The organism is Agathobacter sp. LCP21S3_B2, assembly GCF_052118705.1.
Classification (GTDB): domain Bacteria; phylum Bacillota; class Clostridia; order Lachnospirales; family Lachnospiraceae; genus Roseburia.
Map to the genome: position 1 here is coordinate 129267 of NZ_JBQKGQ010000005.1, position 16988 is coordinate 146254.

Below are 16988 nucleotides of genomic sequence, written 5' to 3' on the forward strand. Positions count from 1 at the left end.
TCCTATATCCAGTTCTCGTTTTGCTTGATCCATGTTTCCTCCGGTGCATACTCCGGTTCAGGACGTTCAGCTTTTGCCTTTGCATCTGCCTCATCCTGCAGATGCAGTGTCCGGACGCCTTGTATGTCAGCTGCTGCCAGCGCATATACCTCTGCATCCAGGTAGTGGTTGTCGATGTGGCTGCGCTTTGGTACCCATCTCTGAACGGTTCGGTTTCCGGATTTGACGTTGACCTTGTGCTCTGCGGTTACCTGCTCGGCGTATTCTCTGTCGCATCCATCAAAGACCATCCAGCTTCCGCGTCCGTTCGGCTTCTTCATTCGACCGGCGATCATGTCCTTGTACTTGTCGCCATCAACCAGCACCAGGTTCATTCCGTATGCCTGGCTTCCTTGCTTGTTGATCTTCGATAGCTTGAAGTGTGACAACATCGGGTTGTTGGAACCCTTGACCGGCAGCGCCCATTCTGAATTCAGGGCGCAGAAGTCATACGTGCTGTCTGCGTCGTATCCGGAGTCAATCAGGCACAGTGCCACGATCAGCTGGTCTCCGTCTTCTGTGAAATACGGCGTATTCATGATCTGCTCGATATCCTGGAAGGATAACGCCTGGCCGTGCGCGATGTTCTGACTCGTGATGTAGCTGCCCCACGCTCGGATGGTCCAGTAGAGTGACGTCTCCTGAACGTCCACTCCCGCGGTCAGGAACTTCGTCCAGCTTGGTGCTGTGAATTCCGGCCGCTCTGTCTGGCGTTCCAGTACGGTGTCGGCCGATGTCTTCAGTTTGGTGTCTTCCCATGGTTCTGCGAGCCATGAGTTCGTGAAGTTCTGCAGCTTGTCCGGATCGTCCTTGCTATCCAGGAATTCTTTCACGATTTCTGAAAATCTGACGAACGGACTATAAAGCGTGTTGATCCAGAATCCTACCTTGCGGTTGTACTTTGAATTCTCACGCACGGTCTTCCACTCTCCGTACCGGAGCATCTGTTCCTTGTCCTGGTCTGTGATGTCTCCACCGCATTCCTGACACCGGTAGACCGCCATGTCGGCTCTGTCCTGGTTGCTCAGGTCGTCCCCGGATGGGAACTTCAAATTCTGAAACGTGAGCTCTATCATGGATCCGCAGTGCGGGCACGGTATGAAGTAATGCTTTTCGATATCCGCATCCATGAGTGCCTTCCAAATATGGCCGGTGGCCAGAGTTGGTGTTGACGTCATGTAGATCTTCCTGTTTCGGAAGGTCTTGGTTCTCTCCATCGCCAGTGAGATTGGATCCGACTCTTTCTTGGATGATCCTGGGTATTTGTCCACCTCGTCCAGGAACAGGTACTTGATCGCCTTCGATGCCAGGGACGATGGCGAGTTGGATCCGGCCAGCGACAGGTACATTCCATCAAATTGCAGCTCCAGCTGCGATGATTCGTTTTTGTTGTAAAGCGATTTCAGCGTCCTGGTTGCCATGATCATTGGTTCCAGTCGGTTCTCGCTGATACTCTTGGCCAGGATGTCTGTTGGGTAGACGATCATGGTCGGGGATGGATCCTGCTGGATAACGTATCCGAGCATGTTCTGAAGGGCTTCGGTTCCTCCGACCTGTGTCGGTTTTACGAAGATAATTCTTTCCGTGTCGTAATTGATGAGCTCATCCATGATCTCCTTCAGGTACGGCGTCTTGTCATTTCGCCATGGTCCTGGGAGGGCGGATGTCTTGGAGTCTAGGACTCTGTAGTTTTCCGCCCACTCTGAAACGGTTATGTTCTCAGGCGGGCAGAGCTGCTTGAGTGCGTCTGCCTGGTATTGTGTGACTGGAAATTTACGAATCTGTATTCTTTTCTTCTTTAAGGGTGCCATCTTTCTTCACATCCTCTGGTCCCACTATTCCGGCAATGACAAACGCTCCGAGCAGTCTGTTTACTTCCGCGGCTATCTCCTTTTCGCATCGCCTCAGTTCAGACGGTTCCATCTGTCCTGAAAGCATCCCGGTTACCCTGGCTGGTATGCTCATAGCGAATTTTTTAAATACAACAAAAAATTTAGCGTAGTCGAGTTTTACTTCTTCTACGCTGATGTACTGACCGGCTGCTATCTCGGTCTTCAATCTATGCAGTTCTCCTTGGCTCTCCTTCAGGGCGATGTCGGCCTGCATCTTCTGTTCCCTGAGCTCGATCTCCTTATCGGTACGGTGCTGCTTTCCGTATGCCTTGTCCGATAGGTATTTGACGTATGCCTGGATCGTAGGCACGAGGTCGTATCTTCGGACGCTCTTTCCATCTTCCAGGATCTTGGTGGTGGATATGATGCCTTCCTGGGTGAGCTGCTGCACGCGGCGGACGGTCACTCCGAAAAGCTGCGCGATGATCTCTGTCCGATAAAAGCTGCCTTTTACTTCTCCATCACTCATATGAGCGTACCCCCCCCCGCAAAATTTCGGCCATGATTTCATATTGGTTCATCATAGGCTCACCTCCAACTTCCCGGCTCTTACAGCCTTCTTTCCTGTGAATTCTTCCCATCGGTGGACGATTACGTCGCAGAACTTCTCATCAAGCTCCATCAGAAACGCCCGGCGGCCGATCTGCTCTGCTGCCATGAGTGTGGATCCACTGCCTCCGAATAAATCGAGGACGTTCCATCCTGGCTTGCTGGAGTTCCGCATCAGTCTTCCGACCAGGTTTACCAGCTTCATTGTTGGATGCACGTCGTTCTTTGTCGGCTTCTTCTCAAAGAGGACGGTCGTCTGGTCTTTGTACTGGGCGATGATCTGATTGATGTATGTGATCAGGTCTTCCTTCTTCATGGATTCCAGGTCGAGTTCATCTTCCAGGAGGATTGTGTCCTGGCTTCGGTCATCGATGAAGTAATGCGCAGCGCCTTCTTTCCATCCGTAGAGGATTGGTTCGTGGCGCCATTGGTAATCCTGGCGGCCGAGCACGAAGGAGTTCTTTTCCCATATCAGACACTCTGCCAGCTTGAATCCGGCATCTCTGAATGCACGCCTGAATGCCAGGCCTTCGCTGTCTGCGTGGAATATGTACGCTGCGGCTCCTGGTTTCATGTTCTCGAACATGGCCAGGAATGCATTCTGAAGGAAATCCTCAAAGGATCCCTCGTCCATGTTGTCGTTTTTGATGGATCCGTCCTTGTAGTTGACGTTGTACGGCGGATCCGTGATCACGAGGTCTGCTTCCTCGCCGCCCATCAGGGTGTTGACGTCGCCGAGGTCGGTGGAATCTCCGCACATGAGTCTGTGGTCTCCCAGGATCCAGATGTCTCCGCGCTGGGTGACCGGTTCCTCGATGGATTCATAGTCTGCGTCGGCATCGAAGTCGTCATCTTCGGCTTCCACGTCCTTGTCGAGTCGGATCACGAGGTCTTCGACCTCTTTGGAACTGAAACCGGTCGCTGTCAGATCGTAATCATTGAGATCGAGGTCGAGCAGCAGGTCTTTCAGCTTGATCTCATCCCATTCTCCTGTGATTTTGTTCAGTGCAATATTGAGCGCCTTCTCATTATTCTTGTCCAGATCGACCACGACGACCTGCGCCTCGGTATATCCGAGGTCCTTCATGACGTTGTAGCGCTGATGGCCTCCGATGATGGTTCCGTCCTGGTTTACGATGATCGGATCCACGTATCCGAAGGTTTCAATGCTGCGCTTGATGTTCTGATATTCTGGATCGGCTGGCTGCAGCTGGACTCTTGGGTTGTATTCCGCCGGGCGCAAGCTGGCCAGGCTTCGTGTCTCCATTTTCATTTCTGTTGTCATCCGGTCTGCCTCCAATCTGTTATAAATTCCTTGATGTACCGGGCTGGGCGTAACGAAATGTGAAAAAAAATTAAGGTCATATCCGGGAAAGCATCGGGCTTTCCTCGCCCCGCTGTAAATATAAACAAAAGTAGTACCTACGATTTGTGCATTACTGACAAAGCAAAAGAGACCAGCTGCTGTGCTGATCTCTTTCGATGTAGGACTGTTTACTTTGCATAGAGCGCCAGACTGTTCGCTCTGCCTCTCGGCTGGTTGTCTCTCTCATCCGCCTGCTTCGATGCTACTACTATACCACATGCAAGTGGTGCATGGAGTCGCATCTTTCATCTGATGCATGTTTGCTGCTTGCCTTGGTGCCTTGGCCGCCCTGTGCTGTGCGTGCTGCGCGCGTGGCTGCTGGGTGTGTGAGTGATCCTGGCCTTGCTGTGTGCCATGCCTCCTGGTCTGCCTGTGTCCCTGTGGCCTGGTGCTGTGGGGCTGTGCTCTGCCCTGCTCCCTGGTGTGTGGGCCTGCTATGCCTGCCCTGTGAGCTGGGCTTGTGCGTGGGCCTTGTCTATGGGCCTCTTATAAGCCCCTGCTATATGGGCCTATTTTGCGGCCTTGTATTTCGGGCCTTATATGGGCCTCTGAAAAAGTGCTTTATTTTCGCCTGGTTTTTCGGCTATGTATTTCTGTGCTTTTTCCGGGCTTTGTTTTCGCCTTAAAATTTCCGGCCAGATTTTCCGGATTTCAAAGGCTGGATTTTTTTCTCCGGATTTTTTCGCGTAGATTTTTCCGGAGAAAATTTCCCGGATATTTTTTCCGGGTTTTATTTTCCGGCATTTTTCCTGGCCTGATTTTCGCGGCGGTATCTGGCTTCCTCTTTTTTCTCAATGTAATATTCATACGATTCCCGGTTCTCCGTGACGAGTTCTTTCACGTAGTTAAATTCCAGGAGCTCGTACATGGCGGCCTTGTGGATTCTGTAGCACTGGCTTTTTGACATCGGGATTCCCTCTGCGATCTCTCCCCATTCATGACCATCGATGTGGCGGAGCTCGCAGATCTCGCGCTCCATAGATTCCTCCGGTAAAAAATTCAGGATCGTTGCCACGTTGACCATGGATTTATCGGCCTTGGCTTTCTGCTCGTAGATCCTGTCTTCAATGTCGGCCAGCTTCATGAGGATTCCGGCTGCGCCTTCGTTGTTGCCTCCACTTCTCGGCAGTGGATCATATCCCTGTCCTCCGATCGGAGAGTCACGCTCGGCATTGATCTCAAGAAGCCGGACCTCTAGCTGCTTTTTTCGGCGTTTCGCCCGGACATACTGGCCGAGCATCCATTCTAATACTGATCTATCGTTTTCCAATTCTTCGTTGATTTCCTGCATCGCATTTCTCTCCTTTTCTTTGATTTCCGAGCTTGTTACCGGGGAGATTCCCTGGCTTTTACGCGCTCGATGATTCTTAACGTCTGCTTTGCCGACAGGTATCCTTGAATCGATCCATCGGCCCATATTTCTAATAAGTTCATGATGCTTCCATAGCTGCACTGGTGTTCTATGACGGATATTTCCTTCGTTGGTTCCGGCAGCGGGACTATGATCTGATATCCGTCGTATAAGTCGTGCTGCTCATGCTCGATCTTTCTCTCCTGGAGCATCTGCTCCAGGAGAATGATTTCACTGTATTTTTCCGACTTATTCATCGTCGTCGCTCTCGATCTCGCTGCCTTCTGGATTACCTTCCTCTTGCTGGTTCTGCGCTGCCTGTTGCATCATGGCTCCAAATAATGCCGCCATTGGATTGATCTGCGGCTGTGCTGGCTGCTTCGGTTCGTTCTGCGCATCGATCGTTCTTAAAACCATAGTGACACCCATCGCTGTCTGAATGGCAAGATCTGGATTGTGTGTCTTGTCCAGTGCTCTCAGGTAGCTTTCCAGGTATGCATCTGTGTATTCGTGAATTTTATCGTTCTCCATTCCTTTTCCTCCTTATCCTGCAAATATTGACCAGATCAGCATGATTGCTCCGCCTATCACGATGATTGGAACCATGGCTATCATTGCTAAGACTGTGATTAGCCCGATTGCCGTTGCGATGGCCTCTCCGACTCTGGTTTCGTCGCAGATCTCGACGCTTGGACACATTCCGGTGCTCCAGTAGCATCTTCCGTCGCATCCGTACTTCTTGGCTCTTTCCTGCTGTTTCTTCAGTTCTCTACTCTGTCTGCTCATCTTCTGCCTCCCAGTTCCATAATCCCTGCCTTCCCCTTGCCGGTATTGGTTTTTCAAATAGCACCGGATTTTCAAACACCCACGCGTATCTTCCTATCCGGTAGTCTCCGAACGCATACTCTGCGGGATTGCTTCTTTTCAGGTGATCTCTGAACTCCTTATTGATGTGGATGCAATTTACGAGGGTTGCTTTTCCGATGATTGATCCTCTTGGCAGCTCCTCGAAGTTATTCGGTGTGATTCCAGCTTCCTGGAAATGTCGGCCATCCGGATCGTCAATGTAGAATCCGCTTGTATAGTCCTTCGGGTTCTTCCCTGCGTGGATTAAAACTTCCCCGCGATAGTTGGTTTTCCAGGATCTCGTTTCGTTCATTTTGTGACCACTTGCGATCAGTGTCGCCCATGGCTGTATAATGGTTAGTGCTTTCATGACTGCTCCTTTCTGAAAAGCTCGGCCAGACGTTCCTTGATTCTGTTCCACACGACCGGCCCGATGCCCTTGACATCCTGCAGTGCTTTTTCCACGTCCTGAAGCTCTACTCCGGGCACGGATTCTTTTCCGTCTGCGTATCCGTTCTTGTAGACCTCTGTCAGAAAGTCTTCCATCTGCTGATGGTCGTATCTCTTGATGTCTTTGTATCTGGTTCGGTTGATCAGGTATCTATCTTTGGCTTTTTTCATATTCTTCCACCTCTCTGATTGCTTCCTCAGGCCAGCAGACGAACGCTGCGGTTCCGCCTGCGGCTTGGATCATTCTGGCTGTCTGCTCCTGCAGCTTGGATCTGATTCCGACGACTGGACGCTTGACCTCAAATCCGAAGTAGTGACCGTCCTTTATGAACATGACGTCCGGGATGCCTGCCTGGCTGTATGCTCCCTGGGAGATCTTGGCCACGAAGGCGTCCGGATATCGTTTCTTCAGAGCTTCCTTGATTTTCGTCTGATAGTATCCTTCCTTCTTGATCAGCTTCCGAAGCTCAGCCAGCGCCTGCTTCTTAGTGCTTATCTGCTTTCTTTCCATGAAGGAACGCATGAATTCGTTTTCGTCGAAGTCCTTTTCGTATTTTTCTAGCACGCTTCTTTTCCTCCTTTTCGGCCATCATCTTTCTGATTGCCTCGATCTGCTCTCTGTCGTCTCTTTCTGTGTTCATGGCTGTCCTCCTGTTAGATAGGCTCTGCCTCTGCGAATTCTTCCGGATCCTGCGCTGCCGGTTCTGTTCCGAGGTAGACGTCTTCCGGCTTCTTATTTCCGTTGTTGTTCTCCAGGTAGCTTGTGGCCATCTGGTCTGCCATGTGCGTGAACAATACCAGCGGGTATTTCTCTGCTGCCTGGCAGTATGTCTGGATGTTATTTGCCTCACTCATTCCCATGTGCCATCTGATTGCGTATCTCTCCTGCATTGTCAGATGGATGAACTCTGAAGCCATCATGACTGATTTTTCTCCGTGGCCGTATGGGTTTCTGTCGTTGACCGCGTATACCGGGTACTGCTCCCACTTGTTATTGGCATCCTTGCGCCAGCGCATCTCTGTGGCGTAAAAGTTCACCTTGCAGAGGTCATGTAGCAGCGCCACGATGATGATGGATTCCTGCGGTATAGAGTCTAATCTCATACCTGCAGCCTGGAATTCCTGAACGTCTCCGGTCGTGGTTCCGAGGCCGGCCAGGCAGTCGTAAACATTGAGCGAATGCTGCAGCAGTCCTCCTTCGTAGCTGGAGTGGAATCTGGTTGATGCCGGTGCTGTGAAGAAGTCGGTCTTCTCCAGGAAGTCGATGAGCTTCTCGATTCCTTCTCTCTTGGTGCTTCTTAATAATTCGATAAATCTTTCCTTGTTGGTCATCTGAATATTTCCTCCGTTTCTTTGTCTTTGAATGCGATCCTGTTCTCGATCGTAAGTCCGTATGCTCCGGCGATTGCTCTGATTGCTTTCATGGCTGCTTTGATGTCATACTCCCTGGCTGCCCGCTTCTTTGCTTTCGCAGCTTCCTTTTCTTCCCTGGATACGATTCCTACTGCCTGGTTGGCTGTCGGATCCGGATATCCTTCCGGGTTGTTTCCCTGGTAGCTCATTCCTGCCTCACCTCTTTCAAATATTTTTTGAATCTCTCCGTGTCTTCCTTATGCTGCGCATCGATTCCTGCCTGGGTGGGCGGCATCATCAAAGTGAACGATGGCTCTGAAAAGGAAACCCACACGCCCGCTTCCGGGTGCCACGTCATGCCTGGCAGCAGGTCGCTTGTCACTTTTTCGTCCGGTTCCTGGTGGATGTGCTCCATCCAGTATGGTGCGTATATTTCATACTTGACTCGGTCTGTGTAATATCCGCATGCCAGGTTCTCTGCTTTTGTCAGATTGAATTCTTCAAATACTGCACGCGTGACTTCCTTCTGGTGCCCTGCTGCCTTTTCATCATCGATTATTTTCTGAATCTTATCGACCATGCTTTTGGCTTTCGCTCCGGTTAGATCCGGACCGGTTTTCAAAATTCCGAGCACGATGATGTGTTTCATGTAAATCTCAAATTGCGCACGGATTTCCTCTTTCAATTTTGCATAAGGCTTTTTGTATTTGGTTTTCAGGAGTTCCAGCGGCACGTTTTCCCTGTTTTTACGCAGGGTTGCGATGTCCTGGTTCAGTTTTTTTAGGTCTAATTCCACCGTTCCCACTCCTTCCTGTTCCCACTTCTGCATTTTGTGAGTGGGAACGCGACAAACCCTTATTTTACGCGGGTTGCGCTGGGTGTTCCCACTGTTCCCACTTTTTTGAAATACACACCATGTTTTTATGGAATTTTGCATGTGATGCATAAAATTCGTGCATCGTGTGCAAAATTTTCCACGAAGCAATATATAAGTGGAATTAGTGGGAACAGTGGGAACATATCTATTAAAAGCCGCGTGGTTGCTGGGTTTCTTGCGTTCCCACTCGCGTTCCCACTTGCGTTCCCACTTTTTTGAGTGGGAACATTTTCAGGCGATTTTTGCTCCTGTTATTTGAATGGTAATTCTTCTTCCATTCCTTCCGTTATGCTCATGAATCCATCTGAATCCGTGAATGATTCCTGCTCGTATTTATCAGCTTCAGATTCGATGTCGTCATCCTTTTCGCTGAACTGTCCGATCTTGAATTCCACGAACCTGCAGCTTCTTCCGTCAAACCGTCGTTTTACTGAGTATCGCTGCTTTGAGTCAGATCCTTCGTTTGCTGTGGCGATAAGTCCGTTGTCTGCCATGTATTTGAGCGTCTTCCTTGGACTGTATCCTGCCTTGGTCAGCGCCTGGTTCAGTGTTGATGGGAAGATGTACGCCACGTTCCCGGATTCGCTCATGGTTCCGAGACATGTTCCGATCGCCTTCTCTCCAAAGTATGCCTTGTTGGAGATTACCCAGTCGGTGATGAACTGCACGGCGTTTTCGTTTACGTCTCCGGATGCTGCTGCGATCTGTTCCTGAAGGATGGACGCTGCCATCCTCTTGGCTCTATCCCAGGACTCCTGGTTGATTGTTATCTGTTTTTCATCGTCTTTCCCTTCTTCCTTTTTCGGATCCGCTTCGGGCTCCGGTGCATCCTGGCTATCAAAGAACCAGGTATCTATCATGGCATCGGCCAGGGCGACCGCGCTGATTCCGGCCACATGGCTTCCGCTCTTTCCTTTTGCTATGCTCATCACATATCGCAGCATCTCATCGTATTTATCGCAGATGCTTTTCTCTGAAACCTTCAGGACGTGTTCGATGAATTCCGGGCCCGCCCATCCGAAGTTCTGCGTTGATTCCTGGTGCATGAGGCTGGCCTGTTCTTCTGTCTCAAATGGTCCGCCGTAGATTTCCAGCACACGGGTACTGACACCTGTCTGTGATGTATCTGTGGAGAGTGGTTCCTCTCCGGTTGCCATGGCTACGGTTCTCCATTGTCTCATTGTCTGCAGACCGCCGCCCTTTGCGCCTCTGATCTTTCCGGTACCGGATGCGATCATGTAGATTGTCTTCTCCAGTCCTTCCTGATTCTTTCCGGCCAGCTGTCTCTCATCGATGCCGAGTGGCAGGTCGCAGTAAAATGCAGCGGTTCGCTCCAGACCGACCTGGGTGGCGTTAAAGTTTACCATGAGTCGTTCCGGATCTCCCCAGGCTGACAGCGCTGCTTTTAATCCGGCGGTCTTTCCTCCTTTACTGGATCCCCAGTTGTACACGAAGAATATTCTCTGCTTAATGATCCGCAGCAGGGGAGCTGCGAACGCTGCGGCCAGGATGAACCGGAACTTGTCGCGTTCTCGGTGCGGCCGCATGGTGTCTTTCCATTTATCAAAGGATCCGGTCTGGCAGTATGCCGCTGCCATTCCCTTCTGTGATGGATCGATGTCCAGAACGATGTCTTTGTCGTGTCCTGGGATGAATCGCTTCCCTGGCTGCCATCCGAAGCTGGACGTTGCATCCGCTTTCGTGATGATGTCGATGTTCTCTGCCTCCAGGGCGGATAAAAACCGGACGACCTGCTTTGCGTTTTCTGATGTTACCGTGCATCCAAGGTCTGCCAGGACAGTGATGCCTCTGGCTGTGAAGATCGTTGATCGTGGGTAGATTGCTCTGTGCCATTCATCGTCTCTCTTGAATGCGATTTCTATTTTTTCTTCTCCGGTTTCCAGGCTTCGGAGTCGCTGCGTCAGGATGATCGGTGTTCTGCAGACCATGACCGGTCCGTATGTCTTCTCATCGATGTGGCTGATTCCTTTGTCTGAATAGATCCAACCTTCCGGCTGGCGGAGATTGACCGGTGCTCCTTTGATGGATTCCGGTATCACGTCTGGTTCTGCCAGGTCTATTTCTTCTGCCCGCTCCAGGAGCTTCTGGATCTTGGCTGCGCCTTCCTCTTTTCCGAATTTGATGAAGACGTCGCTCGGATCCTTGATTCCGCCTAGTGTGCTGCAGCTGAATTTGTAAACCTTGCCAATGAATCCACCTTCCCGGAGTCCCTGGATGACTTTCCGCATGAACGTTTCGCCGCCCTGGTCCGGTTCCTGGTGGATGTATAGCTTTAAGTCCTGGAGCTGGTCGCTCATGTTCGGCTTGAACATGGATGCTCCCGGTACTCCGAGAGTGCTGATTCCCATGTACCACATGCTCTGCGTGTCGGACTCTCCTTCGACCAGGCAGGCGTATCCGCTCTGTCGCATCTGCGAGAGCCTCCATTCTCCGTAGAGGCATATCTTTCCACTGCTGCCGTATCTCCATCTGAATTCCTTACCTGCAAACCTCTTTCTGTAGGTTGCCTCGGTTCCGTCTTCCTTCAGATACGGGATTTTCATGTATGTGGTCTGGTCTTTTCTTTCTTTGTCATTGCTGATGTGGCATGTGTCCCGGAGGAATTCCACCGGGAGCCTTTTTTCGAAGGCGTACTGCTCCATTGAATAGCTCCGGCGAGATGCTGCAGGTTTTTCTTTTTCTGGCATCTCCACATGGTAGTCTTCCATAATTCGCTTGTATGCGTCCTTCGTGCTAATGCCATTCATCTTGGCCACGAAGTCCACGTAGTTGCCGCCGATGTCCTCGCTAAAGCAGTGCCATCTTCCTGTCTTCAGATCTACTGAGAAGCTGTTTTTTGAATCGTCATGGAACGGGCAGAGTCCTATCATATGATCTCCGGTAACCTGCGCCCTTTTGACGACGCTTCTGTATTCTCTTTCATAATCGACCAAACGGTCGAGATCGACTTCTGCCGTGTTCATGGTGTTACCTCTTTTCTTTGCCTATGTATATGAACTGCGGCTCGATTCCCATCTTTGCCGCAGCAGCGATTTCAGCCTGCATTCCCTGACTGATCCATTCTTCTTCCGGACCTTCCTGTCTGATGATTACGATCATCTCATCGCATCGCTTCAGTGCTTCCAGGCCTGCTGCTATTCCGTAGTCGCGATCCTGGGGATCGTTGTCATCCAGGAATCTTGGCCAGTAAAGATGCGGCGCGATTGGTATGTTTCCTCTTTCGTGCACCTTCCGGCATGCTTCCACGGCGTCCCTGATGTGCTGCTGCAGTTCCACTTCGTTTTTTGCTCTGTATTTGCTGCAGACGTATGTTGTCTTGGCGTGGATCGGCGCGAGGTTCTTATCTTTTCCTGCTGCGCACAGTCCGATGTATTGCCATGGGTGGTCCGGGCTCTCTCTGTAGATAGTTTCATAGACGCCCTCTCCTCCGATGATGTCTTCCACGATGCGGCTCTGTGTGATCTCAAACTCCTGATCCAGGCATCCGTCAGCGTATTCTTCCTGGCCGACGATCTCCCAGGCGAGCTCCTCTGTGATGATGTCTCCGTTCTTCAGGTATGCGGGATCCCTTCCGCACTGTATAAATTCCTTTAAGTTCTTAGCCATCGTTTACCTCCAATTCTGCAAGGCGGCCGTGGTGACCGCCCTGCGCTGTGGCTTAGTCAAATGGCAACTCTCCGTCCTGGATGTCGCCTGCCTGCATGAATCCGTCAGGGCCGACTTCCGGAGTTGCTTCCATTGGTGCTGCTTCCTTGCAGTCGTCTGTTGTGATCGCTACGCTCTCATAGCTCTGCTTCATTGCCTTGCGGAGCTCTGCGGTTGTCTTATAAAGAGCTTCTGGCAGCAGTCCTGTCTTTTCCAGCGTCACCTTGGAGTATTTGATTTTGTCCGCGTTCTCTACCACGTTCAGTTTGAATGTCACGATCATGCGGCTGTATGGGATATGCTGCTGTCCCATGATTTTCTTCAGTGCCTTATTCACGTCCTTGATAGATGTTGGCGGCACTGTCAGAAGATAAATGTCCGGGCGATTGTCCATCATGATGTAAAGGCGGCGCATGTTCTTGCAGGCCTTGCCTTTTCCGTCGGATCCGAACTGGTTATAAGGGCAGGTGTCGCAGGTGCGGATTTCTCCGGTTTCTCTGTTGACGCCCTGCTTTCCATCCATGGAGCTGCAGTCCGGGCTCTTATTGATATTGCCATCCTCTCCTGCTTCTCCGAATTTCTGCGCCCAGTATGCGTTCATGCGATGCGTGAAAATAATCACGCCGGTTACTTCCTTCATGACCTCCGGATCGTCCGGATCGTCTGTCTCGACCTCGAAGGCTTTTCCTCCGCCAGACGGGATCTTGATGTGCTTGGCATCGATGCCGCCATCATCGTCCAGATCGTCGAGCTCATCTTCCAGCTCTGCTCTGAGCTCCTCATCCATCGCCTCCATGCCGGTTACGATCTTGAAGTTTTCCACGGTTGTCAGTTCTGCTTTTGCCATATTCTTATTCCTCCTCATCTGCTGCATCTACGGATGCGTTCTTTACTACTTTGGATTTCTTGATGCTCTTGACACGGTAGCGGTTTCTGATTCCGTCCTCGCACGTCTCTGTGATGAAGTATCCGCTTTCGATTCCTTTGAATACGCAGAGGATGTCTTCGGTGTCAATTCTCAGGACGATAGTGTCTCCCTGGTTCATTGCGTTGCCTTCTGAATCTGAAACTCTCACCTGTGTTACTTCGTGTACGGAGATTCCGCAGTTTACTTCACTCATTACTCAGCGTCCTCCTGTTCTTCCTCTGCTTCAGCTTCTGGATCCGCTTCTGCGTCCTCGAACTGTCCCTCCAGATAATCTTCCACCGGTGTGGTGTAGTTGCTGACTTCATCGTATAAGTCGTGCATGATTCTGTCTGCCTGCGCTGCGAGCTTTGTCGCCTGGAGTACAAGTCCGGTTGCTGCATTCTTCAGGCTGCTGGCTGCCTCGACTGCCTTGGCATCATCCTCTGTTGGAAGGATGCGCAGGAAGTCTTTCATGCTTTCATCTACCTTCTTCTGGTCGAGCTTCATGCCTGTGTAGAATTCTGAAGCGATACCGTATCCGTCGTGGCGGTTCGATACCTTCGACTTGCTGGTTTCCTTGACCTGCTTGCAGGCAAATTCCAGGGCTATGTTTACGTTTTCCTCAAGCTCGCGCTCCGATTCGAGGCGACAATCAAATTCTAATTGTTCCATGGTTTATTCTCCTTTCGCTCTTTTGAGTGCTTTATTGGTTGACTTGCGTCTTGAGATGTCTGTCATCTCGTAGCTGCTCACGATTTCATCAAGCTCTGGAGGGAGCTCTCCATCGTTCTCATCTGCGACTGCCTTCATGGTACTCTGCAGCGTATTTGCATTGACCGTCTCTTTGATGATATCTCCGAATCCCTGCTCACGGAGAACCTCGAAGAAGTCCAGGCCTTTTTCCTGAAGCTCTGCTTCTCCACGCTTGGAGTATTTGATCTTGTCCTGGAGGCTGTATACGTAGTCTCCATATCCCTGTGATGGGATATCCTCATCGATCATGGTCTCGGCGATCTCTGCCTTCAGCTTATCGATGGCTGCATTGTTGTCCTTTGTGTCCTGTGCCAGTTGGTCCTTCTTATCAAGAAGCACCTCGTACTGGGCGAGCATTTCTGTCAGTTTCATGTTTAGTTCCTCCTACTTTCTATTTTGAGTCCACACTCTGTGCAGGCTGCTTTCATTTTCTTCTGCCGGATCTCCTGTCTTGACATTGGTCTCCAGCACTCCTGTCCGCAGATTGGGCATTTCACCAGGCTCCATTCCGGATGTCCTTTTGGGATGTTTTTCTTCATCGGCATCAGCAGGATGCCTCCGGTTTCGTTTTGGCCTCGCGGCCAGATCTTAACTTCCGCCATTGCTTTTCTTCTTTCCGTATAGTTTGTATTTGATACTTGATTCTGACCGGTTCATCTTCTCTGCGATCTCTCTGATTGTGAATCCCTGCTGCCGGAGCATCTTCATCTGGCTTACTTCGGTCTGCGTCCAGTTGTATTTGTGTGATATGTCATTCTTCCTTTTTTCTTTAAACCAGGGGTACTGCATGAACAGTGTGTCATCGGTTACTCTGGCCGCATTCCAATCTTCCGGATGCTCTTTCATGTATCTGATGATGTCCTGCTGCCGGTACATCACGTATGGCTTCTTCCGGACGCTTTTCAGTCCTTTGCGTTCCCAGTATTGGATCGTCCGGTTCTCAACTCCCAGGATCCGCGAGAGGGTGTTCCTGGTCAGCATGTCTGTGTTCGCCATGAATCCTCCGATACCGGTCCTCTGCCTTTTAAGAAAGACCGCATTTTCCGACCGGTTCAGCTTCCTGGCTACCGTGGCGAGCGGATATGTTTCTGTTAATTCTTCGAGCCGGATCAGTTCCTCCTGGCTCCATGCCCTTCCGCCCATCTAGGCACCTCCTTCTTCTCCTGAACGATGCAGGTTTTCGATGCATCGGCAGACCGTGCATCTTGCGCCAGTTGTTTGTCAGGTGGCTTAGTGGCTTTGGTTTCACGCCTGCAATGATCACTGATCTGATGGCGTCCGCTGCTTCATCTGCCCTGAATCCGGCCTTCACCATTCCTTCTGTTAGCTGGTCGATTGCATCTTCCAGCGATGTGACCGACATCTGCGCCAGTTGCACTGCAGTCTCTGGATCCGTCTTCGGTCTTCCTTCCCAGGACTCGCGCATCTTTGATTCCTGGAATGCTTCAGGATCCATGTTCCTTGCAAAGTTTTCGAGCTTCTCTGCTGTGTTGTCTAGGCGTTCACAGATCGCATCGGTCACCGCTCTGTCTGCGCCTCTGATGAAGCGCCTTATCTTTTTAAATAATTTCATGTCATCCTCCTATTCAAAGTACGCGCGCCAGTCATCCACGACCGTCTTGGCCATGTCTTCTTTTCTGGCCAGCGCCTTACCGATCATCTCATCAACGGTGCCTTCGGTCTCCAGGTCGATGTATGTGCAGGTGTTCCTCTGACCGATTCGGTGGATTCTGGAGAGGCTCTGCTCGTACGTGGCGTAGTTGAAGTTCTTTGAATAATAGACGCATGTGTCTGCAGCTGTCAGGGTAACTCCGACACCGAGGGTGTCGATCTGGCCGACGATGATCACGGTGTCCGGATCTTCCTGAAACTGTTTGATGATCGGTCCACGGTCTTCCTTCTTAATCGCTCCGTAGATGGCCACCTGCTTCTTTCCTGTCTTCTGGAAGGTCTTATCTATCATTTTCATGATGGCGGTTACTTCCGGGATAAACCTTGCGAAGATCACCAGCTTCTTTCCTGCGCCTAGTACGTAGTCCTCGATGATATCCTGGAGCGCATCCAGCTTCGCTGTGTTGACGAGCTCCGGCTTGTCGCTGTCGTCTGTGACCAGGAATCCTCCGGCCAGCTGCTGCAGTCTCAGGAGCCTTGTCAGTACGGTTGTGGCCGTGATCTTGTCTCCGTTAGATAACTCTGCATAGCTGCTTCGCTTGATCTGGTTGTATAAGTCTTTTTCCTTTTTGCCGAGCTGGACCTTCCTCTTGATGAACGTCTGCTCCGGCAGGTCGATTGCTTCTTCCTTCGTGATTCTGAATGCGATCGAGTGCTCTTTTCGGATCAGACCGTCCAGGTCCTTGTATCCGACGATCTGCTTTCGGTTGAAACCTCCCATGATCGCGTACCGGTTTCTGAATTGGTAGAAGTTCCGGCCGAAGATCGAAGCGTCCAGGAACCGGTATTGACTCCAGATGTCGATTGCATCATTCTGTACCGGTGTTCCGGAGAGAATGAGCTTGTACCTCGCCTGGTCTCCTAGCTTATGTATTGCTTTGCTCTGTTCTGCGTCGTGCGTCTTGATTCGCTGGCTCTCATCGCATATAATCAGGTCAGCGTCGTATTCCTGGAGCTTCTCAAACAGTCCATCTCTCCAGGTTGATTCGTAGTTGATCACGGCGACCTTGAGCGCTTTGAACGGGAACGCCTGCAGGTCTTCAATCATTCGGATCCTTTGTTGCTTCGTTCCCAGGAGCGCCTTGCATGTCACTTTGAAGTCTGCGACCTCTGCGATCTCTTTTGGCCAGACCGACACGACGGACGTTGGTGCGATTACCAGGACTCTCTGGATCGCGCCTTTTTCATATGCGGCTCCTGCGATGGCGATCGCAGTTCTAGTCTTGCCACAACCCATCCCTTTGCTACTCGAAAAGAAGCCCGAATCC

General features: G+C 50.9%; 23 protein-coding genes. All 23 read right to left on the minus strand.

From position 1 onward, the window contains the following. Positions 1-2: 2 nt before the first annotated feature. The gene (locus ACTQ1L_RS05300) at positions 3-1850 is read right to left on the minus strand and encodes a phage terminase large subunit family protein (RefSeq protein WP_278852986.1); all 1848 of its coding nucleotides are present in this window, start codon (positions 1848-1850) and stop codon (positions 3-5) included. Then, positions 1813-2400, minus strand: a complete 588-nt coding sequence (locus ACTQ1L_RS05305) for a hypothetical protein (RefSeq protein WP_117689978.1) — start codon at positions 2398-2400, stop codon at positions 1813-1815. The genes ACTQ1L_RS05300 and ACTQ1L_RS05305 overlap by 38 nt, the downstream gene beginning before the upstream one ends. Before the next feature lie 51 nt (positions 2401-2451). Continuing rightward, a complete protein-coding gene (locus ACTQ1L_RS05310; RefSeq protein WP_441365801.1) occupies positions 2452-3765 on the minus strand; it encodes a site-specific DNA-methyltransferase in 1314 nt (437 codons plus the stop codon). 811 nt (positions 3766-4576) lie between these two features. Then, positions 4577-5137, minus strand: coding sequence for a hypothetical protein (locus ACTQ1L_RS05315; RefSeq protein WP_441365803.1), 561 nt, complete (start codon positions 5135-5137; stop codon positions 4577-4579). A 35-nt stretch (positions 5138-5172) separates the two neighbouring features. Next, positions 5173-5454 (minus strand): hypothetical protein, encoded by a 282-nt coding sequence (locus ACTQ1L_RS05320; protein ID WP_441365804.1) that lies wholly within the window; start codon positions 5452-5454, stop codon positions 5173-5175. Then, complete coding sequence (locus tag ACTQ1L_RS05325; protein ID WP_441365806.1) at positions 5447-5728, minus strand: hypothetical protein; 282 nt, start codon at positions 5726-5728, stop codon at positions 5447-5449. Before ACTQ1L_RS05325 ends, ACTQ1L_RS05320 begins: the two co-directional genes overlap by 8 nt. 12 nt (positions 5729-5740) lie before the next feature. Then, a complete protein-coding gene (locus tag ACTQ1L_RS05330) occupies positions 5741-5983 on the minus strand; it encodes a hypothetical protein (protein ID WP_151198873.1) in 243 nt (80 codons plus the stop codon). Further along, positions 5967-6413: an ASCH domain-containing protein gene (locus ACTQ1L_RS05335; RefSeq protein ID WP_441365807.1), complete on the minus strand. Its 447-nt coding sequence runs from the start codon at positions 6411-6413 to the stop codon at positions 5967-5969. Before ACTQ1L_RS05335 ends, ACTQ1L_RS05330 begins: the two co-directional genes overlap by 17 nt. After that, positions 6410-6664, minus strand: a complete 255-nt coding sequence (locus ACTQ1L_RS05340) for a glutathione peroxidase (RefSeq protein ID WP_441365808.1) — start codon at positions 6662-6664, stop codon at positions 6410-6412. Before ACTQ1L_RS05340 ends, ACTQ1L_RS05335 begins: the two co-directional genes overlap by 4 nt. After that, positions 6645-7058, minus strand: coding sequence for a VRR-NUC domain-containing protein (locus ACTQ1L_RS05345; protein WP_441365810.1), 414 nt, complete (start codon positions 7056-7058; stop codon positions 6645-6647). The genes ACTQ1L_RS05340 and ACTQ1L_RS05345 overlap by 20 nt, the downstream gene beginning before the upstream one ends. A gap of 89 nt (positions 7059-7147) precedes the next feature. Continuing rightward, on the minus strand, positions 7148-7597 hold the full coding sequence (locus ACTQ1L_RS05350; RefSeq protein WP_441365811.1) for a hypothetical protein: 450 nt from the start codon (positions 7595-7597) through the stop codon (positions 7148-7150). 224 nt (positions 7598-7821) lie between these two features. Next, positions 7822-8055: a hypothetical protein gene (locus ACTQ1L_RS05355; protein WP_441365813.1), complete on the minus strand. Its 234-nt coding sequence runs from the start codon at positions 8053-8055 to the stop codon at positions 7822-7824. After that, the gene (locus ACTQ1L_RS05360) at positions 8052-8642 is read right to left on the minus strand and encodes a hypothetical protein (RefSeq protein WP_441365815.1); all 591 of its coding nucleotides are present in this window, start codon (positions 8640-8642) and stop codon (positions 8052-8054) included. The genes ACTQ1L_RS05355 and ACTQ1L_RS05360 overlap by 4 nt, the downstream gene beginning before the upstream one ends. A 332-nt stretch (positions 8643-8974) precedes the next feature. Next, positions 8975-11707 (minus strand): DUF927 domain-containing protein, encoded by a 2733-nt coding sequence (locus ACTQ1L_RS05365; RefSeq protein WP_441365817.1) that lies wholly within the window; start codon positions 11705-11707, stop codon positions 8975-8977. A 4-nt stretch (positions 11708-11711) separates the two neighbouring features. Next, positions 11712-12350 carry a DUF7768 domain-containing protein gene (locus tag ACTQ1L_RS05370; RefSeq protein WP_278852971.1) on the minus strand — a complete coding sequence of 213 codons (639 nt, stop codon included), beginning with the start codon at positions 12348-12350 and terminating at the stop codon, positions 11712-11714. A gap of 52 nt (positions 12351-12402) precedes the next feature. After that, a complete protein-coding gene (locus ACTQ1L_RS05375) occupies positions 12403-13236 on the minus strand; it encodes a hypothetical protein (protein WP_441365819.1) in 834 nt (277 codons plus the stop codon). 4 nt (positions 13237-13240) lie between these two features. Then, positions 13241-13510 (minus strand): hypothetical protein, encoded by a 270-nt coding sequence (locus tag ACTQ1L_RS05380; RefSeq protein ID WP_441365821.1) that lies wholly within the window; start codon positions 13508-13510, stop codon positions 13241-13243. After that, positions 13510-13968, minus strand: coding sequence for a hypothetical protein (locus tag ACTQ1L_RS05385; RefSeq protein ID WP_441365822.1), 459 nt, complete (start codon positions 13966-13968; stop codon positions 13510-13512). Before ACTQ1L_RS05385 ends, ACTQ1L_RS05380 begins: the two co-directional genes overlap by 1 nt. A 3-nt stretch (positions 13969-13971) precedes the next feature. Next, positions 13972-14421 carry a gp33 family protein gene (locus tag ACTQ1L_RS05390; RefSeq protein ID WP_441365823.1) on the minus strand — a complete coding sequence of 150 codons (450 nt, stop codon included), beginning with the start codon at positions 14419-14421 and terminating at the stop codon, positions 13972-13974. A 12-nt stretch (positions 14422-14433) separates the two neighbouring features. After that, positions 14434-14556 carry a hypothetical protein gene (locus ACTQ1L_RS05395; RefSeq protein ID WP_441365824.1) on the minus strand — a complete coding sequence of 41 codons (123 nt, stop codon included), beginning with the start codon at positions 14554-14556 and terminating at the stop codon, positions 14434-14436. Between the two features lie 81 nt (positions 14557-14637). Then, the gene (locus ACTQ1L_RS05400; RefSeq protein WP_441365825.1) at positions 14638-15192 is read right to left on the minus strand and encodes a MerR family transcriptional regulator; all 555 of its coding nucleotides are present in this window, start codon (positions 15190-15192) and stop codon (positions 14638-14640) included. Then, on the minus strand, positions 15074-15622 hold the full coding sequence (locus ACTQ1L_RS05405) for a hypothetical protein (RefSeq protein ID WP_441365826.1): 549 nt from the start codon (positions 15620-15622) through the stop codon (positions 15074-15076). Before ACTQ1L_RS05405 ends, ACTQ1L_RS05400 begins: the two co-directional genes overlap by 119 nt. Before the next feature lie 9 nt (positions 15623-15631). Beyond that, complete coding sequence (locus ACTQ1L_RS05410; RefSeq protein ID WP_278852961.1) at positions 15632-16957, minus strand: DEAD/DEAH box helicase; 1326 nt, start codon at positions 16955-16957, stop codon at positions 15632-15634. Positions 16958-16988: the final 31 nt, after the last annotated feature.